The 15,731-nt window shown below is 39.7% G+C and carries 10 protein-coding genes and 1 pseudogene; 5 read left to right on the top strand and 6 right to left on the bottom strand.

Going from position 1 to position 15,731, the window contains the following annotated elements:
• Positions 1-38: 38 nt before the first annotated feature.
• Positions 39-1,142, top strand: a complete 1,104-nt coding sequence (locus V7L20_RS14640) for a tetratricopeptide repeat protein (protein WP_334744779.1) — start codon at positions 39-41, stop codon at positions 1,140-1,142.
• A gap of 225 nt (positions 1,143-1,367) precedes the next feature.
• Here V7L20_RS14640 and V7L20_RS14635 read toward each other — a convergent pair whose 3' ends face one another.
• Complete coding sequence (locus tag V7L20_RS14635; protein ID WP_334744778.1) at positions 1,368-2,003, bottom strand: phosphoribosyltransferase; 636 nt, start codon at positions 2,001-2,003, stop codon at positions 1,368-1,370.
• Between the two features lie 186 nt (positions 2,004-2,189).
• Between V7L20_RS14635 and V7L20_RS14630 the strand changes: the two genes are divergently transcribed.
• The 3 genes from V7L20_RS14630 (at position 2,190) to V7L20_RS14620 (ending at position 6,345) form a co-directional block, all read left to right on the top strand.
• On the top strand, positions 2,190-2,870 hold the full coding sequence (locus tag V7L20_RS14630) for a uracil-DNA glycosylase (protein WP_334744777.1): 681 nt from the start codon (positions 2,190-2,192) through the stop codon (positions 2,868-2,870).
• A 186-nt stretch (positions 2,871-3,056) separates the two neighbouring features.
• On the top strand, positions 3,057-3,191 hold the full coding sequence (locus tag V7L20_RS14625; RefSeq protein WP_334744776.1) for a hypothetical protein: 135 nt from the start codon (positions 3,057-3,059) through the stop codon (positions 3,189-3,191).
• 238 nt (positions 3,192-3,429) lie between these two features.
• The gene (locus tag V7L20_RS14620; RefSeq protein WP_334744775.1) at positions 3,430-6,345 is read left to right on the top strand and encodes a helicase-related protein; all 2,916 of its coding nucleotides are present in this window, start codon (positions 3,430-3,432) and stop codon (positions 6,343-6,345) included.
• Between the two features lie 273 nt (positions 6,346-6,618).
• Here V7L20_RS14620 and V7L20_RS14615 read toward each other — a convergent pair whose 3' ends face one another.
• Both V7L20_RS14615 and V7L20_RS14610 read right to left on the bottom strand, forming a co-directional pair.
• Complete coding sequence (locus tag V7L20_RS14615; RefSeq protein ID WP_334744774.1) at positions 6,619-8,925, bottom strand: DUF3488 and transglutaminase-like domain-containing protein; 2,307 nt, start codon at positions 8,923-8,925, stop codon at positions 6,619-6,621.
• A gap of 308 nt (positions 8,926-9,233) precedes the next feature.
• Complete coding sequence (locus tag V7L20_RS14610; RefSeq protein ID WP_334744773.1) at positions 9,234-9,953, bottom strand: response regulator transcription factor; 720 nt, start codon at positions 9,951-9,953, stop codon at positions 9,234-9,236.
• 1,476 nt (positions 9,954-11,429) lie between these two features.
• Between V7L20_RS14610 and V7L20_RS14605 the strand changes: the two are divergent.
• Positions 11,430-11,879: pseudogene (locus V7L20_RS14605) on the top strand (rhodanese-like domain-containing protein); the annotation flags it as partial.
• A 542-nt stretch (positions 11,880-12,421) separates the two neighbouring features.
• Here the strand turns inward: V7L20_RS14605 and V7L20_RS14600 are convergent.
• The 3 genes from V7L20_RS14600 to V7L20_RS14590 form a co-directional block, all read right to left on the bottom strand.
• Positions 12,422-13,051 (bottom strand): ribonuclease H-like domain-containing protein, encoded by a 630-nt coding sequence (locus V7L20_RS14600; protein ID WP_334744772.1) that lies wholly within the window; start codon positions 13,049-13,051, stop codon positions 12,422-12,424.
• 89 nt (positions 13,052-13,140) lie between these two features.
• The gene (locus V7L20_RS14595; protein ID WP_334744771.1) at positions 13,141-13,689 is read right to left on the bottom strand and encodes a CAP domain-containing protein; all 549 of its coding nucleotides are present in this window, start codon (positions 13,687-13,689) and stop codon (positions 13,141-13,143) included.
• Between the two features lie 349 nt (positions 13,690-14,038).
• Positions 14,039-15,034 carry a CAP domain-containing protein gene (locus V7L20_RS14590; RefSeq protein WP_334744770.1) on the bottom strand — a complete coding sequence of 332 codons (996 nt, stop codon included), beginning with the start codon at positions 15,032-15,034 and terminating at the stop codon, positions 14,039-14,041.
• Positions 15,035-15,731 lie beyond the last annotated feature (697 nt).

Raw genomic sequence — 15,731 nt, 5'->3', positions numbered from 1 at the left:
ACACTAGATTAAGCACCAGAATTAACGCGATAGGGTTGATGTCTAAAGGTGAATGGAATAACAGATCAAAAAATTCAGTAGTTCCCCTGCAATTACCCATAACATACTTGAAATCAGTGAAGCGTAATACAATTACCCATGAATTTGACTCTGGTTCACAAGCAGAAATACTACCTACACAGGAAAGTAACGACATATCGGAAGCATCCAAGCTACTACGGCAAGGAATTCGACAGCAGCAAGCTGGTGAATTAATAGCGGCTTTGAAGTCCTTACAACAATCCTTGGGACTGTTTCAGTCCGTTGGGGATTTGCAAAAACAGGCACAGGCACTTTCTTTTTTAGGATTGGTAACTTATACAGCTGGAGACTACAAAAGTGCTATCTCTTACTCCGAAAAGTGTTTGTCTTTGGTCAAGAACACCTCAGATTTCGCAATGCAAATGCAAGCACTTTCTAATTTAGGGAATGCATACCGTCACCTAAATGACCATAACAAGGCTATTGAATTTTTAGAAAAGTGTTTAAAAATAACGCAACAGCTACAAGACAAACGTAGTCAAATAGCAGCGCTGAATAATTTAGGATTGGTATATAAAGCTTCGGGCAACTTTACGCAGGCAATTGAGTATCAGCAGCAAAGTCTAAAAATTGTTCGGGAACTCAAAGATAACTGGGGCGAGGAACAGGTACTCAAGAATTTGGGTAATGCTTGGTATGCTTTGGACAATTATCCAAAAGCGATCGCTTATTATGAGCAGTGTGTAGTACTAGCACACTCCTTAAAACATGTTCGCAGTGCTTCTCAGGTGCTAAAGAATCTAGGGAATGCTTGTTATGCCTTAGGTGATTATGCTAAAGCCATCAAGTATTATGAAGAGCGGTTGCAATTAGCTAGAGAAATTCAAGACAAGCGTAGTGAGGAACAGTCTTTAGGTAATTTAGGAGTTACTTGTGAAGCTTTGGGTGACTATAACAGAGCCATTAAATATTATGAAGAACGTTTGCTTTTAGCTAAAAGTATCAAAGATCGGCGCAGTGAAGAAGAAGCTCTTGAACGTCTGAAAACTGCTTGCTATGCCTTAGGTGATTATACCAAAGCTATGCAATACCAGCAAGGAACATCTTCAAATAATTCGTAATACTCGCCTCCGGCGAGAAGCAAGCTACGTAATTCGTAATTCGTAATGACAAAAAGTCCGAAAAATCGTTAGAAAGCAAAAGAGGGAAAGGAATAATTAATAGTTAATAATAATATAAAATTACTTAGATAGGTCAGTTTCTCTCATTATCTTTTGGTGCTGGAGATATTTAAGAACTTCTAATATATCTACTTGGGGGAATTTGCCGTAAAAATTACTTACACTCTAAAAGGGTTCCGGTGTTTGCAAGACAATTGTGCGATCGCCCCACTGTTCTAACCAGGGTAGTAATGTTTGTGGCGCTACTGGAGTACATAGCCAAACTGCTGCTGGAGATAGCGTTTTGAGAGCAGTTGCCGCTACCGCTATTGTCATACCTGTAGCAATGCCATCATCAACTAAGATGAGCGTAGCATCCTCTGGATTCATCTGCAAACAAGCAGGAATTAATAGAGCCTCAAGAGATTTAGTCAGGTTTATCGCTTTATTTAAAGCTACTTCCCGCCACCGCGCATCATTTTTAAGGCGAAATAGCTTTTGATCGGCCCAAAGAACATTTCCAAAACTAGTGACTGCACCAATTGCTAACTCTGGGTTTTCTGGATAGCTAATCTTTTTTGCCACAATAATTGTCAACGGACAATTCAAAAAGCTAATCTTTTTTGCCACAATAATTGTCAACGGACAATTCAAAAGACGTGCTATTGCTGCTACTGGTACACCCTCTCTTGGCAAAGCATAAACAATTGGTACAGGCTTTACCCCAGAATCAATAGTTTGCTGAGTCAAAACATCACTAATCACTCGCGCCAATTCCTCACCTGCATGGGTGCGATCAGCCAAAAGCGGGGTATGTGACATGGTTTGCCCCACCATGTTAGGACGGTACTGCTTTTATAATGATTAAATTTTGTCTCAGATTAACTGATACAATAAGATTTGTATAAATAAATTCAGCAAAAGTCTATTTATTCTGATAAATCTCCAATTAAAGCAGCATTTAACTCAGATAAGACAGATGGTGCTGATGTCAAAATTCTAAGTTTCATGAGCAGCAAAACCCAACTCAGCCTCTTTGACGACTCAACCCTTAACCAACGAGAACTGATTCCCACAGACGCTAAAATTGCGATCGCTCCGGGAACTTATTCTGACATGACGGAGTTGGCACAGCATTGCAATAGCTGCTATCGTTGTCCATTGGCAGACACTCGGACTCATGCTGTTGTCGGACGCGGTAATCTTAAAGCCCCAATTATGGTTATAGGAGAAGCGCCTGGTCAAAATGAAGACGAAACCGGCTTACCATTTGTAGGTAGATCGGGGCAGTTGCTGGATAAAATTTTGGCATCCGTGAAACTGACTACTGAGCATGATGTATATATTGCCAATATCAATAAATGTCGCCCACCAGATAATAGAGTTCCCACTCCAACAGAAGTGGCGGCTTGTTTACCGTACTTACTAGAACAAATTCGCCTGGTTGACCCCAAAATAATCCTGTTAACAGGTGCAACTGCTGTCAAAGGCATCACTGGCGATAAGCGAGGAATTACAAAAATTCGTGGACAGTGGCTAGAGTGGGAAGGGCGTCTATGTATGCCAATTTTTCATCCTTCCTACTTGCTGCGTAACCCTTCTAAAGAAAGAGGTGCGCCGAAATGGTTGATGTGGCAGGATATCCAAGCAGTGCGGGCCAAGTTAGACGAAATTAAAAATAACATCTAATGCTTAATTTCCTCTTTTTAAGGCTTGTGATTACGAACATCTTTTCAATTTCTCGCTTCGTTGCTATCCCGCTTGGGAATAAATTCCAAAGCTAATAGCTAAAGTCCTCTCAAGAGGACTAAATACAAGATTCTAAGCGATGTAGATGACTAGACTCTGTGAAAGAAAAAATTTCAGTCCACTAAATTGCGATCACTATCTTTGATTCATGCCGTTTTAGCAGTGGCTGGATCAATTGCAGTGCTGTTAGTTGGTGTAGGTGTGTTTTACCAAGGTTTGCGTCGTTACTCCTCAGGAAATTTGATGCAGATACGAGGTTGAGTTTAATGTTGGCGACTTTTATACCAAATGCGTTATTCCAGTGCTAGACCGCGAAAATACGATTGGATAAATAGTTAGTCTGCTGGATGTTAGTCCAGGTTGAGGTAGTAGTTTGATCTGCACTTACATAGTAAACAGGACTTACGCAATTGGCATAGCGCAATCGCTAAATCATAGTACACATGTATCAAAAAAACAGATAATAGAAAGGTATTGCTGAAATTAGTAACACTCCCTCATGCCTCGCAAGTCAAAGTCAAAGTTAGCTTTGGTTTTACAGTCTAATCCTGATGGTCAACCTATTGCAGGTGTCGGCTCTGGTGTAGGATTAGAGTTTATTAAAGCCTATTTTCCAGAAGCTGAAAATACAATTCGTATTGCTAGTGCTTACTTTAGCCTGGTTGGATACAAGTTGGGTCGTAAGTATGTGGCATCGGAAGTGCAATTTCAAATCCTAGTGGGTCGGGAAGATGGAAAGCATGTCCGAGCTACTGTCATTGATGAAATTATGGCAGATTTGGGACAGTGTGATACAGATTTGTGGAGAACAGTTTTTGAATTAGTTGAACGCATGAAATCCGGACGCTTCATTATTCGAGATGCCCGCAAAATGCAAGTGCCTTTTCACTGTAAATTTTACATCTGTGATTCAAAGCTAATATGGCATGGTTCATCAAACTACAGTCGTAAAGGACTTTGCCAATCAGCAGAGCAAGTGAGTGTTAGCCACGATTCTGAGCGGATCTGTTTGTTCACAAATTGGTATGATCATGTTGCTCAAAATGCCCAAGATTTACTGGCTGAACTGATCAAAAAGTTAGAAGATTGGCTTAATCTCGCTACCCCATTCGAGGTATATCTCAAAACACTTTTTTTGCTCAATAACTTAGCTGAGTATCCTTTGTCTCTGGACGCCTATTCTCCTGTGTATTATCAGAAGGGTGTGATTGCACGTGCTCTTCGTCAAGCTAATGAGTATGGTGGTGCACTGATAATAGCTGCTACAGGATTGGGTAAAACTGTTATAGGTGCTGAAATCGCTTTGCGTTTGCAACCAATAGGCAGAACCAATCAAGTTATTTTAATTGCTCCTAGTGTAGTACGCAAGAATTGGGAACGGCAGCTTGAGAATCGCAATGTTTACTTCAAGTTTTTCAATATTGATGTGCTGTTTCGCAAGGCTTCTCAGCAATCTCACCATCAAACAGATCAGCTAGAGAGGCAACTTCAACAAGCTAATCATAATACTATCATTATTATTGATGAAGCTCACTTCTATCGGAATGAGCTTCTACGAGAGAAATCTAAGCGTGGTAAGAGTTTAGTATATGAACGTATAGTGCCAGCAATAAAAGCAGGTGCAAAGATATTTCTTCTCACTGCCACAGCCTACGGGACAGATTTCTTAAATCTCAATAGTCTGCTATATCTTCTACCTCATAGGTTTTACAATCCTAATCTATTGGATGAGCAAAGTCCTTGGAAAATTAATAATGCTGAAGAGTTTTCCCGTCTACCAATTGTGACCATTTTGGGATTACCTCATGTCTTAAAAATGGCTCGAAATAGAGGTGATATTGATACAAACGGACGAACTTTCATTCAGTTTGGTGATGAACGACGTTATCTACCAAAAAGCCTCAAGCTTTATTCGTTACGCTATCAGTTATTCTTGCAGCCTGAACTACAATCTGCTTTTGATCGTCGTTGTTTTGATCAAGCTTTTAAGTCTCCACATCAATGGTTCGATGATGATAGAATGGCTCTTCGCGAGAGTGCGATCGATACAGTCTATAACGCTTCACTAACAAGCTGGCTCAGTTCACCTATAGCAATGGCATACAGCATTGAACAAAATCTCGCTACAACAAGCTATTCAGAGCAGTTTGAGGGTGTCTCTCAACTCACTTTAAACCTATGGCAACAGTCTGCTGTTAATGTTCAGAATCAAGATTATTACTCTCTCAACATGCTTGATACACACAATCGCTCTTATAAAACACCGATGCGTATAAGCTTAGAAGAGCGTAGCAATATTCTTATGCCAATATTGGCACAGCTTAGACAGAGCAACTATATAGATGACAAGTTTCTCAAATTGCAGAAAATTATTGAGGATTGCTGCCTGGATACAAGGGGTAAAGTTATCATCTTCGTCAAGAGATATCTTACTGCCCAGTATTTATTAACTCTCTTGCAGAGAACATTTAGCGGAGCGCTTAGCATTGGTTGTACTGTTGAAACTGATGAAGATAATCCGCGATTAAAAACTGGATTACAGCGTTTTGAAGTGCTAAAACAGTTTTCGCCACGCTCTCATAATTATAAAGCCAACCGAGAGTATGACGTGCTAATTTGTACTGATGCAGATGGTGTAGGTGTTGATTTACAAGATGCTGATACAGTTGTTAATTATGATCCACCTGAAGGAGCGGATGAGCTATTTCAAAGGGCAGGTAGAGTGTTGAGAATGACCTCTAACCCAGAACGAGTAGTTCAGTTTTATACACTTGTACCGTTAATCATCGATCAAAGAGACAGCCCCTCTCGTGTACACAACGATATCTGTGAGAGATTTGATCGCATTGCTCATCGCCACAACAAATCAAAACGAATTTTGGGGTCTGGTGTCATCTCAGAAGAAGAGCACTCTGAAATAACGCTTGATAGTGATTTGGATGTGGAGCAACTTACACGAGACAATAAGTTTTTGACAGACATTGGTGGACTTGGTGCTGAGTCCATGCTGTCTCATGTAGCAGTGCTTGAACAATACCGGAGTCGTGCAGAAGAACTGCCAGAATATTTACTCAGTGCAAGGAGCTATTCTAAGCCTCAACGCCGTATCTTTGTCCTGCTTAAACATGAAGGCAAGTATTATCCTATACTTTTCAACTTGTCAAACAAGAAGCTTGAAAAGCAAGATGAACTTGCTATTCTTGACTTGATTGCTTGTATAGAATCAGAACTTTGTGCCGCAATTCAAGCTGCTGAGATTGAGAAGATAGCTAACCAAGCTGCCCGTGCTTGGTGCGATTTTGAGAATATTTCGATAGATCAGGTAAGCAAAATTTGTGGTCTTTATCTCGTACCTATTGACAAGACAGCAGAAATAAATCGGTTGCTAGATGACACTTTTAGTGATGAAGAATAAAACATGAAAATTATGAGGTTAATATATTACAGTTAATTTGGTTAAAACGTAGTTACTCATAGATTAACAAGGTTAACACTGACGTAAGTTCGACGACGAATTAAAAAACAGCTGATGCTAATAAGTATTTGCTGAGTTTACCAATCAAATTATGAAAACGTCTATACTGTCTGCACCAATTGATCTCAGTGTGATCGACGCTCTTGTAAGGTAGAGATAAACGAAAAATATATCTGTTTCATAGAGGTCTGCTACATTACAAATGGCTATAAATCAGTTTGTCCGATCACCAGTCCCCTTTTTCAAACTTTGCCATCTTTCTCGCAGTCGCTTCAAATTAGGAGCATGACCACCATAACGCCAACTAACATACGCTTGACAAATTTCATCTATTACCTCAGCAGTTGCTGGGGCATGATGCTGATATGAGACTCTAGCATACTCTAAAGGTGTTTGTGCTGGATGTTTGCCTAAACCTTTTTGGGTTGTCCATTGCAGCATTTGTTGATAAAGGCTCTCCATTGCTGGCAATTTCTTTAACCATCTTCGGTTGCGCCACTCTCGCCACTGTCGCCAACCCAGCCACCCCAAGAAAGCTGCTGTAGTTGCCAAGATTAAGCCAGTTAATACACCAAACCAACCTTGAGAGAATAAAGCTAAAAACCAAGCGATCGCTCCAATCACCCACTTAAATATTGTCTCAAATACATTATTTAACAAACCTGTCACTGGAGAAGGCAACCATCCCGCAACCCAATACCACAACTGACGCAACACACTAAAAGTCTGAGTATCTTCCACTGATGGAGGTATCAGGGGATGATTGGGAATGGGGTCAAAAGCAAACCAGCCATATTTATGAAAATATACTTCCGTCATCGCATAAGCATCAGTATTACGGACAACATATAACCCTGTAAATGGATTAAATTCTCCTGCACTAAACCCTGCTACCAACCGGGCTGGAATGCCAATGGAACGCAACATTACTGTCAGAACTGTTGAGAAGTGGTCTGGATAGCCGCCTTTATATTTAAATAAAAAAGCTTCTACTAAGTCATCTTTTTCTCCCAAATAAGGCAAATCTAAGGGATTTTGGGGCAGAGAGTAACGTTGCTTTAAATATTGAGCTAAGTAGAGAGCTTTTTCATAAGGTGAATTTAGGCTTTTAGAAGACTTTGTTACCCCTTCTTGACTGTAGTTAGCGAGAATTTCTTCGGTACGTTGTCGAACTTTTTCAGCAATTTCGGGAGGAATTTGCAGATAATGCTGTTTAATATCTCGTGGATATTTAGTAGAAGCTTCACCTAATTTAGTGCGATCGCGGTATGGTACTTCAGAAATTACTGTGTAAGTGAGTCCTTCTGATAATTCCACAGGTGATCGCAATCCATTTTCTTTATCAACTGCAATCATTGGTGTGGGAAAGTAAATCTCTTTGGGATAAGCCATCGCCGGAATTAGGTTAGGCAAATCCGCCACCACTGTATAAGTTTGTACTATCTCTTGAGTTTTACCAGTAATCAGAGGTCGGTTTAAGAAGATTTGGTAAGACCAAGGCGATCGCTTAATGGTTGTAACATCTTCATTACGGGAAACTTCCCATCCCTTACCTGTATAACGGTCAAATCCTAATACTCGCCAAAAACCCTCAGCTTGCGATCGCACCCGCATCACAACTTTAGGTTTCATCTCGCCTCGCAGGTTTTGGTTAATTTGGCTATTAAAACCGTAATAAAAGTTATTATCTACTTTACCTGGTTGACCAGCTTGATTTTGTCCCGTACCAGTGCCTTGATTATCACCTTTACCTTCGCGGACATAACCAGGATTAATGATACTACGTCCGGTGAAATTACCTTTTACTTGAATAGCAGAACTTACAGGAAAATTCCGTAACTGATAGCCAGGAAATCTAGGTAAAACAGCAAAAATTGCCAGTCCCAGACCGATAATTAGGAAAAAATTCAGAATTAAAAATTTAAAATTAAGAGTTGATGAATTTTTTTGATTGAATTTTCCTTTTTCAGTTTTTAATAGCTGCAAACCCAAGCGGGAGCGATAATCTAATACTAAAGTTGGGAGAGCGATCGCTAAAAATAATAGCAACACAGGTGCAAATGCGAAAGTCTGACTTAACGTTCCCGCCACACCCAATAAAATCAGTCCTATAACAATCGAATAGCCTAAATTTTTCCGGCGGGGTGTATCAAAGCTATGCAACACCTGGAGTTGAATTAATAACTCTGCCAAACCCAACCGTGTATCATTCAACTCTCCTACTAATCGGCCAAAGAAAGCACCTAGTGCTGCCAACATTCCGATAGCGATACAAAACTTAACTGCAACATTGGCATCGCGGCGACGATAGTAACTCCAAATCGCACCCAATACACTTAGGGGTAATGCCCAAAAACTGAATGAAGTTTCAGCAGCGATATCCGTCGCCACAATTCCTAAAACAACCAACGCTAGCACCAGTACCCGCAAGGAAATTGAATCTTCCACCTCTATCAAAGGCGATCGCTGCGGATTTACAGGGACACGCCAAAACCGATTCATCTTAGATAAGTTAAGCATTTCGAGTCTAAGTGAAAATTCCCCGGAAACAATACTGAGAACGAAACTGTTCGCCCTACTTTAAAGTATTCCCGTTAGAAGAAGCTTTCTTATCTTGCCTTGATGCATCTATGAAAGTTTAGTGCGTATTTTAAAAGTTAAAATCTAATCCTCTCAGGAGTTTCAAAAACCTGTTATCAACCTTTGCTTCCTTGTACACCAGCAAGTTATACGCTTAATCCTCAGTAAAACTGCTTAAAACAGTAATAATACTAATACTGACTTATCTGAGTCATTCTTTTTATAAACTACTCCTGAAATTAAGAAGCTCAGGAATTAGTATTTTCGTCTGGTACTTCAAACTTGTAACCATAGCCCCGGACAGTTTTAATAAACTCCGGGATGCTGGCATCGACTTCCATCTTCTTACGAAGCTGACCAATATGCACATCAACTACTCGGCCATCTCCCACGTAGTCGCAACCCCAAATTTTTTGGATTAGTTGTGGGCGACTCCAAGCCTGATTAGGATGGCTTGCCAAAAAATGTAAGATATTAAATTCCAGCGCTGTTAAAGCAAGAGGTTTATCGTTAAGTGTTACCTCCCGGCCCTCTGGGTTAATTGCTAACTGCTTAAAAATGATCCGTTGTGTTGGGGAGGGGTTGATGTAGCGTATCCGTCTTAAAAGAGCTTCAACTCTAACTTCAACTTCTGCAAGACTAAACGGTTTAGTCATGAAATCATCAGCACCTGCGCTTAAGATTTTAATTTTATCAGCCTCGTCAGTCCTACTAGTCAGTATCAGCACTAAAACATTAGTACGGCTCTGCATTTCTTGGCAAAGGTTATAACCATTAAGATCCGGCAAATTCCAATCTAGAATCACTAAGGCCGGGTTGAATTGCTCAAACAACGATAAGGCAGTCTTACCATCTGCTGCGGACTCTATTTGATATTTCCGACTTAAAAAACGATAGACCAGATTTCGCACACCGAAGTCATCATCGACAATCAGAATTTTGGGAGTAGTAGCGGGAACCATAACCATAATGCTGCCTGTTGTAGATTGGGCAATTCGCTCTTGCGCCAGTTTTGCTTTACGTGTTTCTGTTATATAGTGTATTCACGCGCGTCTCTGCTGAGTACGATCGCTACTGTAGTACTTGTTTACAATTAATCTTCCATGAAGTTTATCAAAACTTTAGCCATTGTAATGCTAAGAAATTGTATAGGTATTGATTGTATGAAGTTTATATAATTTGGGATTTTTGTTGTAAAGTCGTAAATTTGAATACTTTAAGCCCTTTCAAGGTGAGTTGTAAAATCTCTTTTCTCTTTCTGCGCCCTCAGTGTCTCTGCGATTAAAAAGTCTTTTATTTAACCGCAGAGGCATAAATCAGGAGAGCATCCTAAATGTGTAAAAACATATTTTGTCATTGCGTACTCCTTTGGAGAACCCGCAGAGTATGTAATGAAATGGAGCCAAACCACATACCCTGCGGGAATGCTACGTGAACATTCTGCTTCTCTTACGAGACGTTACCGCATTAAACGAAGCTATGCCGTACCACTTTGTGGAAGCAAGCTACGCGCAGTGTCTCATAGAGAAGGCTTTACGTTTTTGCAATGACAATCTATTATCTTGGGAAATTTGCTTGTATTGGGATGCTTTGCAGAGAAGCCAGTGCGCCCTTGCGGTTCCACGACTTGTTCGCTTTTAGCGTTAAGGCAGGGTAGCAACTGGCGCAACACACAGACAAGAGGTTAAACCAATTCGCAATTCGCACTCTTGCTATGGGACTTCCAGAGAATAAATTAATCAATTTATTTAAATAATATTCTTCTTTCTCCCTCTGCTCCCTGCCCCCGTTCGGCTACGCTACTTTGACTACGCCCCTCGGCTTTGCTCGGGCTGAACTCAGTACAAGTCACGGCAAGCCCGCCCCCCTGCCTACCAGCGATTATTTTTTTAGGAAGTCCCTATGTCCTGCTACGTTCGCAAAGTGTCTCGTAGAGAAGAAAGCAATTACGTTTTATGACGGGGATTTAGATTTAGCCATCAAAACAAGCTGCTTGATAGAAGCTGTTTACTTAAATCCCCAAACTCAGTTAAAGAAGAATTGCAAGAGGACTTTTAAAACATCCTCTAAGAACAAACCAGGAGCTTGCTCTGATATAACTGATTTGATTAGGAAAAGCTATAAGGCGTTATTGTTAGCGATCGCAGATATTGAAAAAGCACGTAACTCCTGTACTAATAACTGAATATTTTAATCTTATTCACAATTTATTTTAATAATTCAATACCACAAATAGAGTTTTAAATCTATTTAATACAATTAATATATAAATAACTTTTAATAATCTAACATGACTAATTTTGCAATGCATTAAATGGTAGAAAATATTTGAATTAGGGACTCTATCTGAAGAGATATTTTTAAGAAATTCAGCCCATAGAAAGAGTAATTAAATATATTTAGTCCGTTAAATTGCTATCAATATCGTCAAGTAAGGGATACTTATGGTTAACAATAATTTAGTCGGCGGCATCATTCCCCCACAGCCACCAATAGAAGCCCAATCTGATGTTCATACATTGAAGTCTCGTCTAGAATGGGGCGAACCAGCTTTTACAATCCTGGATGTGCGCGATCGCAACACCTTCAACGAAGGTCACATTATGGGAGCGATGCCTATGCCAATAGATGAATTGGTACAGCGTGCAGTACCTTCTTTAGATAAAAGCCGTGATATTTACGTTTACGGTGCTAATGAAGAAGAATCTGCCCAAGCCGCGCAACAACTGCGTTCTAATGGATTTGAGCATGTCTCCCAACTCAAAGGTGGTCTTGCTGCATGGAAGGCTATCGGTGGTCCAACAGAAGGCATTGTTGAATCAACAACTCCCCCAGGTGCAGATGACTACAATGTGGTAGATCGCCTAAAAAATCACCAAGAAAATCAGCCAAAGGGAGGCCCTAGCGCGACGGAAACTATTAAAAAGGGAGCCAGTAATCTCAAAGAAAACATTCAAGAGGGAGCCAGTAACCTCAAAGAAAACATTCAAGAGGGAGCCAGTAACCTCAAAGAAGGCATTCAAGAGCAAGCCAGTAATGTAAAACAAGGCATTCAAGAGCAAGCCAGTAATGTCAAACAAGGCATTCAAGAGCAAGCCAGTAATGTCAAACAAGGCATTAGTGAATCTAATACTCCTAAAGGCAATGATGATTCCAATATTGGCTCTTAAGCAAAAAATAACTTAAAAAATTAGCAATAGACCTCTTGCATAAATCAATAATGAGAACCCCACTCTACCTTTGGCTTAGATCAAAGTCTCCCCTTTTTGTTTGCGGGGACAGGTTAGGGGTAGGGTGTTAGTGAATTTTCCAAGAGGTCTAATTTTGATTTCTCATAACCAGAGAAGTTACAATTTAGAAATCAAAATATAGAATATTTTCTCTTGCAATGCTTGTACTCCAGAGCAAAAATTTTTGCAAGAGGTTTATTTTTGGATCAATGTTCAAACAAATCTTTAAACTGTAACAAATCCAAAGAAACTATTGTTGGCAGAAATTCAAAACATTCTTGAGCAATTTTCCAACGTTCCTCTCGTTTGAGCATTTCTGTTAGCTTGTGCTGCACACTAAGTAAGTAGCGTACATCATTGGCAGCATAATTAAGTTGAGCTTCAGATAAATTAGCAGCGTTACCCCAATCAGAACTTTGAGAACTTTTATCAAGTTCTACTTGTTCTAACTCTTGCACCACATCTTTAAGTCCGTGGCGATTTGTGTAAGTACGGGCTAATTTACTAGCAATTTTGGTACAAAAAACAGGTATAACCTGAATCCCCAGATTAGCTCGCAAAGTGGCAAGGTCAAAGCGAGCAAAGTGAAACACTTTTACGACATTCGCCGCTTCCAAGAGTTTTTTTAAGTTTGGCGCATCACTTTGTCCTTTGGCGATGCGGATTGCAGTCACTTTCCCGAATTCGTTGCACAATTGGACAAGACACAACCTATCGCGCTGTGGCAATAATCCCATCGTTTCTGTATCAACTGCGATCGCTGTAGATTCTAAATACTGTGCTAGGGCTGCGTCGCTGAGGTCGCGATCAATCACCTGAAAATCTTGTAATGTCATGAATTGTTCAAAAATAATAGCAGTGTCCAGCAAATATAAGTCTTGTCAGACACTACATTATTATTGTGCAAAATAATCAGAAATTAAATCTACCTAGTGCGAAAAAAAAGCTGTGTAAGGTAGACTTCGCCTTGATTATTAGTAGCAACCCCAATTCCAGTCAGGTTGTAATTTCCTTTAAGGTTCTTTAGATGTCCGGGACTCTTAATCCAACCAGTAACAGCTTCATCCACAGGGTTACTATATCCCCGATTGAAAGCTACATTTTCCGCCGCACTACTGTAGCGAATAGGGATAGCATTAACTCGGCGTTCAAATCCCTGATGGCTAAATGGTATTTTACCTTTAGCCATATTCTGACTATGAATTCTTGCCTGTCGAGTGATATTTGCATTTAGCGTCAACTTTGGCAGTCCTTTAGAAGCCCGATATCGATTAATTTCGTCAAAAACGGATTTTTCTAGCTCCGTAGTCTTAAAAGTAGGAGTCGATATTGCAACCTGACTGGAAAAAAGCGACAACAGCTTATTACGGGTGGATGTATTCGTAGAAGGATTATTTGGTATCGGAACAGTCGTTAACCCACTAGCAAGGACAAGCGCACTTAAAGCGATGCCAAAAGCAGTTTGTCGGAACATGGAGAATTGCGTAATATGTAGAGATATAAGACTTATACTTTACCCTATTGTTCCGACAATATATACCACGATACTATTAAGGATTGATGAATTTTGGCAATCTGGCTACATCCTTGTATAGGAAGTACAAAAAATTGTTTCCAATTGTCAATACTTCAATAGGTCAGCATCGTAAAATCACGGTTATTTTTGCTGATAATTTAAGATTTTTATGAATTACTAAAAAAATAATGTAGTTTCAATGACATTTGTCTATTGAATACTACATTATTCAACATTTAGCAAAAGCTTTACTAGCAGACTGAAGTCTGGGGGAATTTGAGAAAAAACTTAAATATTATCAAATTTATCAGCGAAAGAAAATTTGTGTGAAGTAGATTTCGCCTCTACTGTTACTAGCGACACCAATCCCAGTCTTTTCAAAATTACCTCTGATATTGGCAAGATGTCCTGGACTTTTGAGCCAGCCTTGAACAGCTGTCGTCGCAGGATCGTTATATCCTTGGTTGTAAGCGACATTTTCACCAGCTGAACTGTAGGGAATACCGACTGCTTTGATACGCTCTGAAAATCCCGTATGTCCAAAGGGAACTTTACCATTAGCCATATCCTGACTGTGAATCCTGGCTTGATTATCGATGGCAGAATTACGAGTCAGCTTTTTTAATCCTTGGGAAACTCTGTAGTCATTAATTTTGTTGAAAATTAACTGTTCTAGAGCAGCAATGTCAATCTTAGATGCTGCAAGTTTCAAAGTACTATTTGATACATTTGAAGATGTCGGTGTAAAAGTTGAATTTGTTACAGGAGTTTTTACAGGAGTAAGGAAAATTTGTGTGAAGTAGATTTCGCCTCTACTGTTGCTAGCGACACCAATCCCAGTGTTTTCAAAATTACCTCTGATATTGGCAAGATGTCCTGGACTTTTGAGCCAGCCTTGAACAGCTGTCGTCACAGGGTCACTATATCCATAGTTGGAAGCGACATTTTCACCAGCTGAACTGTAGGGAATACCGACTGCTTTGATACGTTCTGAAAATCCCGTATGTCCAAAGGGAACTTTACCATTAGCCATATCCTGACTGTGAATCCTGGCTTGATTATCAATGGCAGAATTACGAGTCAGCTTTTTCAATCCTTGGGAAACTCTGTAGTCATTAATTTGTTTGAAAACCGCCTCTTCTAAAGCAGCAGTATCAACGCTGGATGCTGCAAGTTTGACAGTACTATTTGATACATTTGAAGATATTGGCGTAAAAGTTGAATTTGTTACAGGAGTAGCGATCGCTGCACTACTGAGAATAATAGTGCCCAAAGCGACACTGTAGATTGTTGTTTTAATCATTTCTGAAACTAACTGAAACTCTAGCTCCAGAAAGCTTAACCAAGCTAGTATCAATCTGACAACTTGATTATAAGTCTAAATACCTCTGCTTATGGCGTTTTTTGTTCAAAAACTACCAGTAAACTTTGAATCTCATCAAATTATGAAAAAATAGTACTGTTTATAAAAAAATTTACTCTACCATTAGTATGATTATTTTATCTAACCTACTTTCCAAATTTTATTTTGTAATACATGAGAATTTTTATACTTAGTTCAAAATGGATTCAAAAATAGTTATGTATTCATAGTGTTTCTCAGTACTAATATTTAGATAAGTTTTATTATTATGAATTATGATTGAATATCAGTATATTATTTAGCAAAGTATTAATACTTAGAAAATTGGAAAATATGGATATAAATACGGCTTGGTTAAGGATAATCGTAGATAAGCTGTCGCGCCTACAAGTTGCACTATTTTCATTGTCAAAAAAAGCTGCAAACCCTCTCCCTTGCTTCCAGCAAGAACTGCCCCCCTGCGACCTCAATGTGCTTGCTTAAATGCTTAACAGCTTAATCGTAGGTTGGGTTGTAGCAAAATCCCCATAGGGGTATGAAGTGAAACCCAACAAACCATCGAAAATGTTGGGTTACCCTGTAGGATCTTGCTACGTTCTGCAAACGCCACTTGCTACCCTACGGGAACGCTAAGAGC

It is taken from the genome of Nostoc sp. (genome assembly GCF_036916735.1).
In the GTDB taxonomy this organism is placed as follows: Bacteria; Cyanobacteriota; Cyanobacteriia; order Cyanobacteriales; family Nostocaceae; genus Nostoc.
Note: the sequence above shows the minus strand (reverse complement) of the source record. Positions and strands in the feature narration are given on the sequence as shown.

What these genes read in the sequence shown, in the direction of transcription:
- V7L20_RS14635 (WP_334744778.1), bottom strand. Translation starts at nt 2,003, where the DNA reads ATGTCACATACCCCGCTTTTGGCTGATCGCACCCATGCAGGTGAGGAA.
- V7L20_RS14620 (WP_334744775.1), top strand. Translation starts at nt 3,430, where the DNA reads ATGCCTCGCAAGTCAAAGTCAAAGTTAGCTTTGGTTTTACAGTCTAAT.
- V7L20_RS14640 (WP_334744779.1), top strand. Translation starts at nt 39, where the DNA reads ATGTCTAAAGGTGAATGGAATAACAGATCAAAAAATTCAGTAGTTCCC.
- V7L20_RS14600 (WP_334744772.1), bottom strand. Translation starts at nt 13,051, where the DNA reads ATGACATTACAAGATTTTCAGGTGATTGATCGCGACCTCAGCGACGCA.
- V7L20_RS14630 (WP_334744777.1), top strand. Translation starts at nt 2,190, where the DNA reads ATGAGCAGCAAAACCCAACTCAGCCTCTTTGACGACTCAACCCTTAAC.
- V7L20_RS14615 (WP_334744774.1), bottom strand. Translation starts at nt 8,925, where the DNA reads ATGCTTAACTTATCTAAGATGAATCGGTTTTGGCGTGTCCCTGTAAAT.
- V7L20_RS14610 (WP_334744773.1), bottom strand. Translation starts at nt 9,953, where the DNA reads ATGGTTATGGTTCCCGCTACTACTCCCAAAATTCTGATTGTCGATGAT.
- V7L20_RS14590 (WP_334744770.1), bottom strand. Translation starts at nt 15,034, where the DNA reads ATGATTAAAACAACAATCTACAGTGTCGCTTTGGGCACTATTATTCTC.
- V7L20_RS14595 (WP_334744771.1), bottom strand. Translation starts at nt 13,689, where the DNA reads ATGTTCCGACAAACTGCTTTTGGCATCGCTTTAAGTGCGCTTGTCCTT.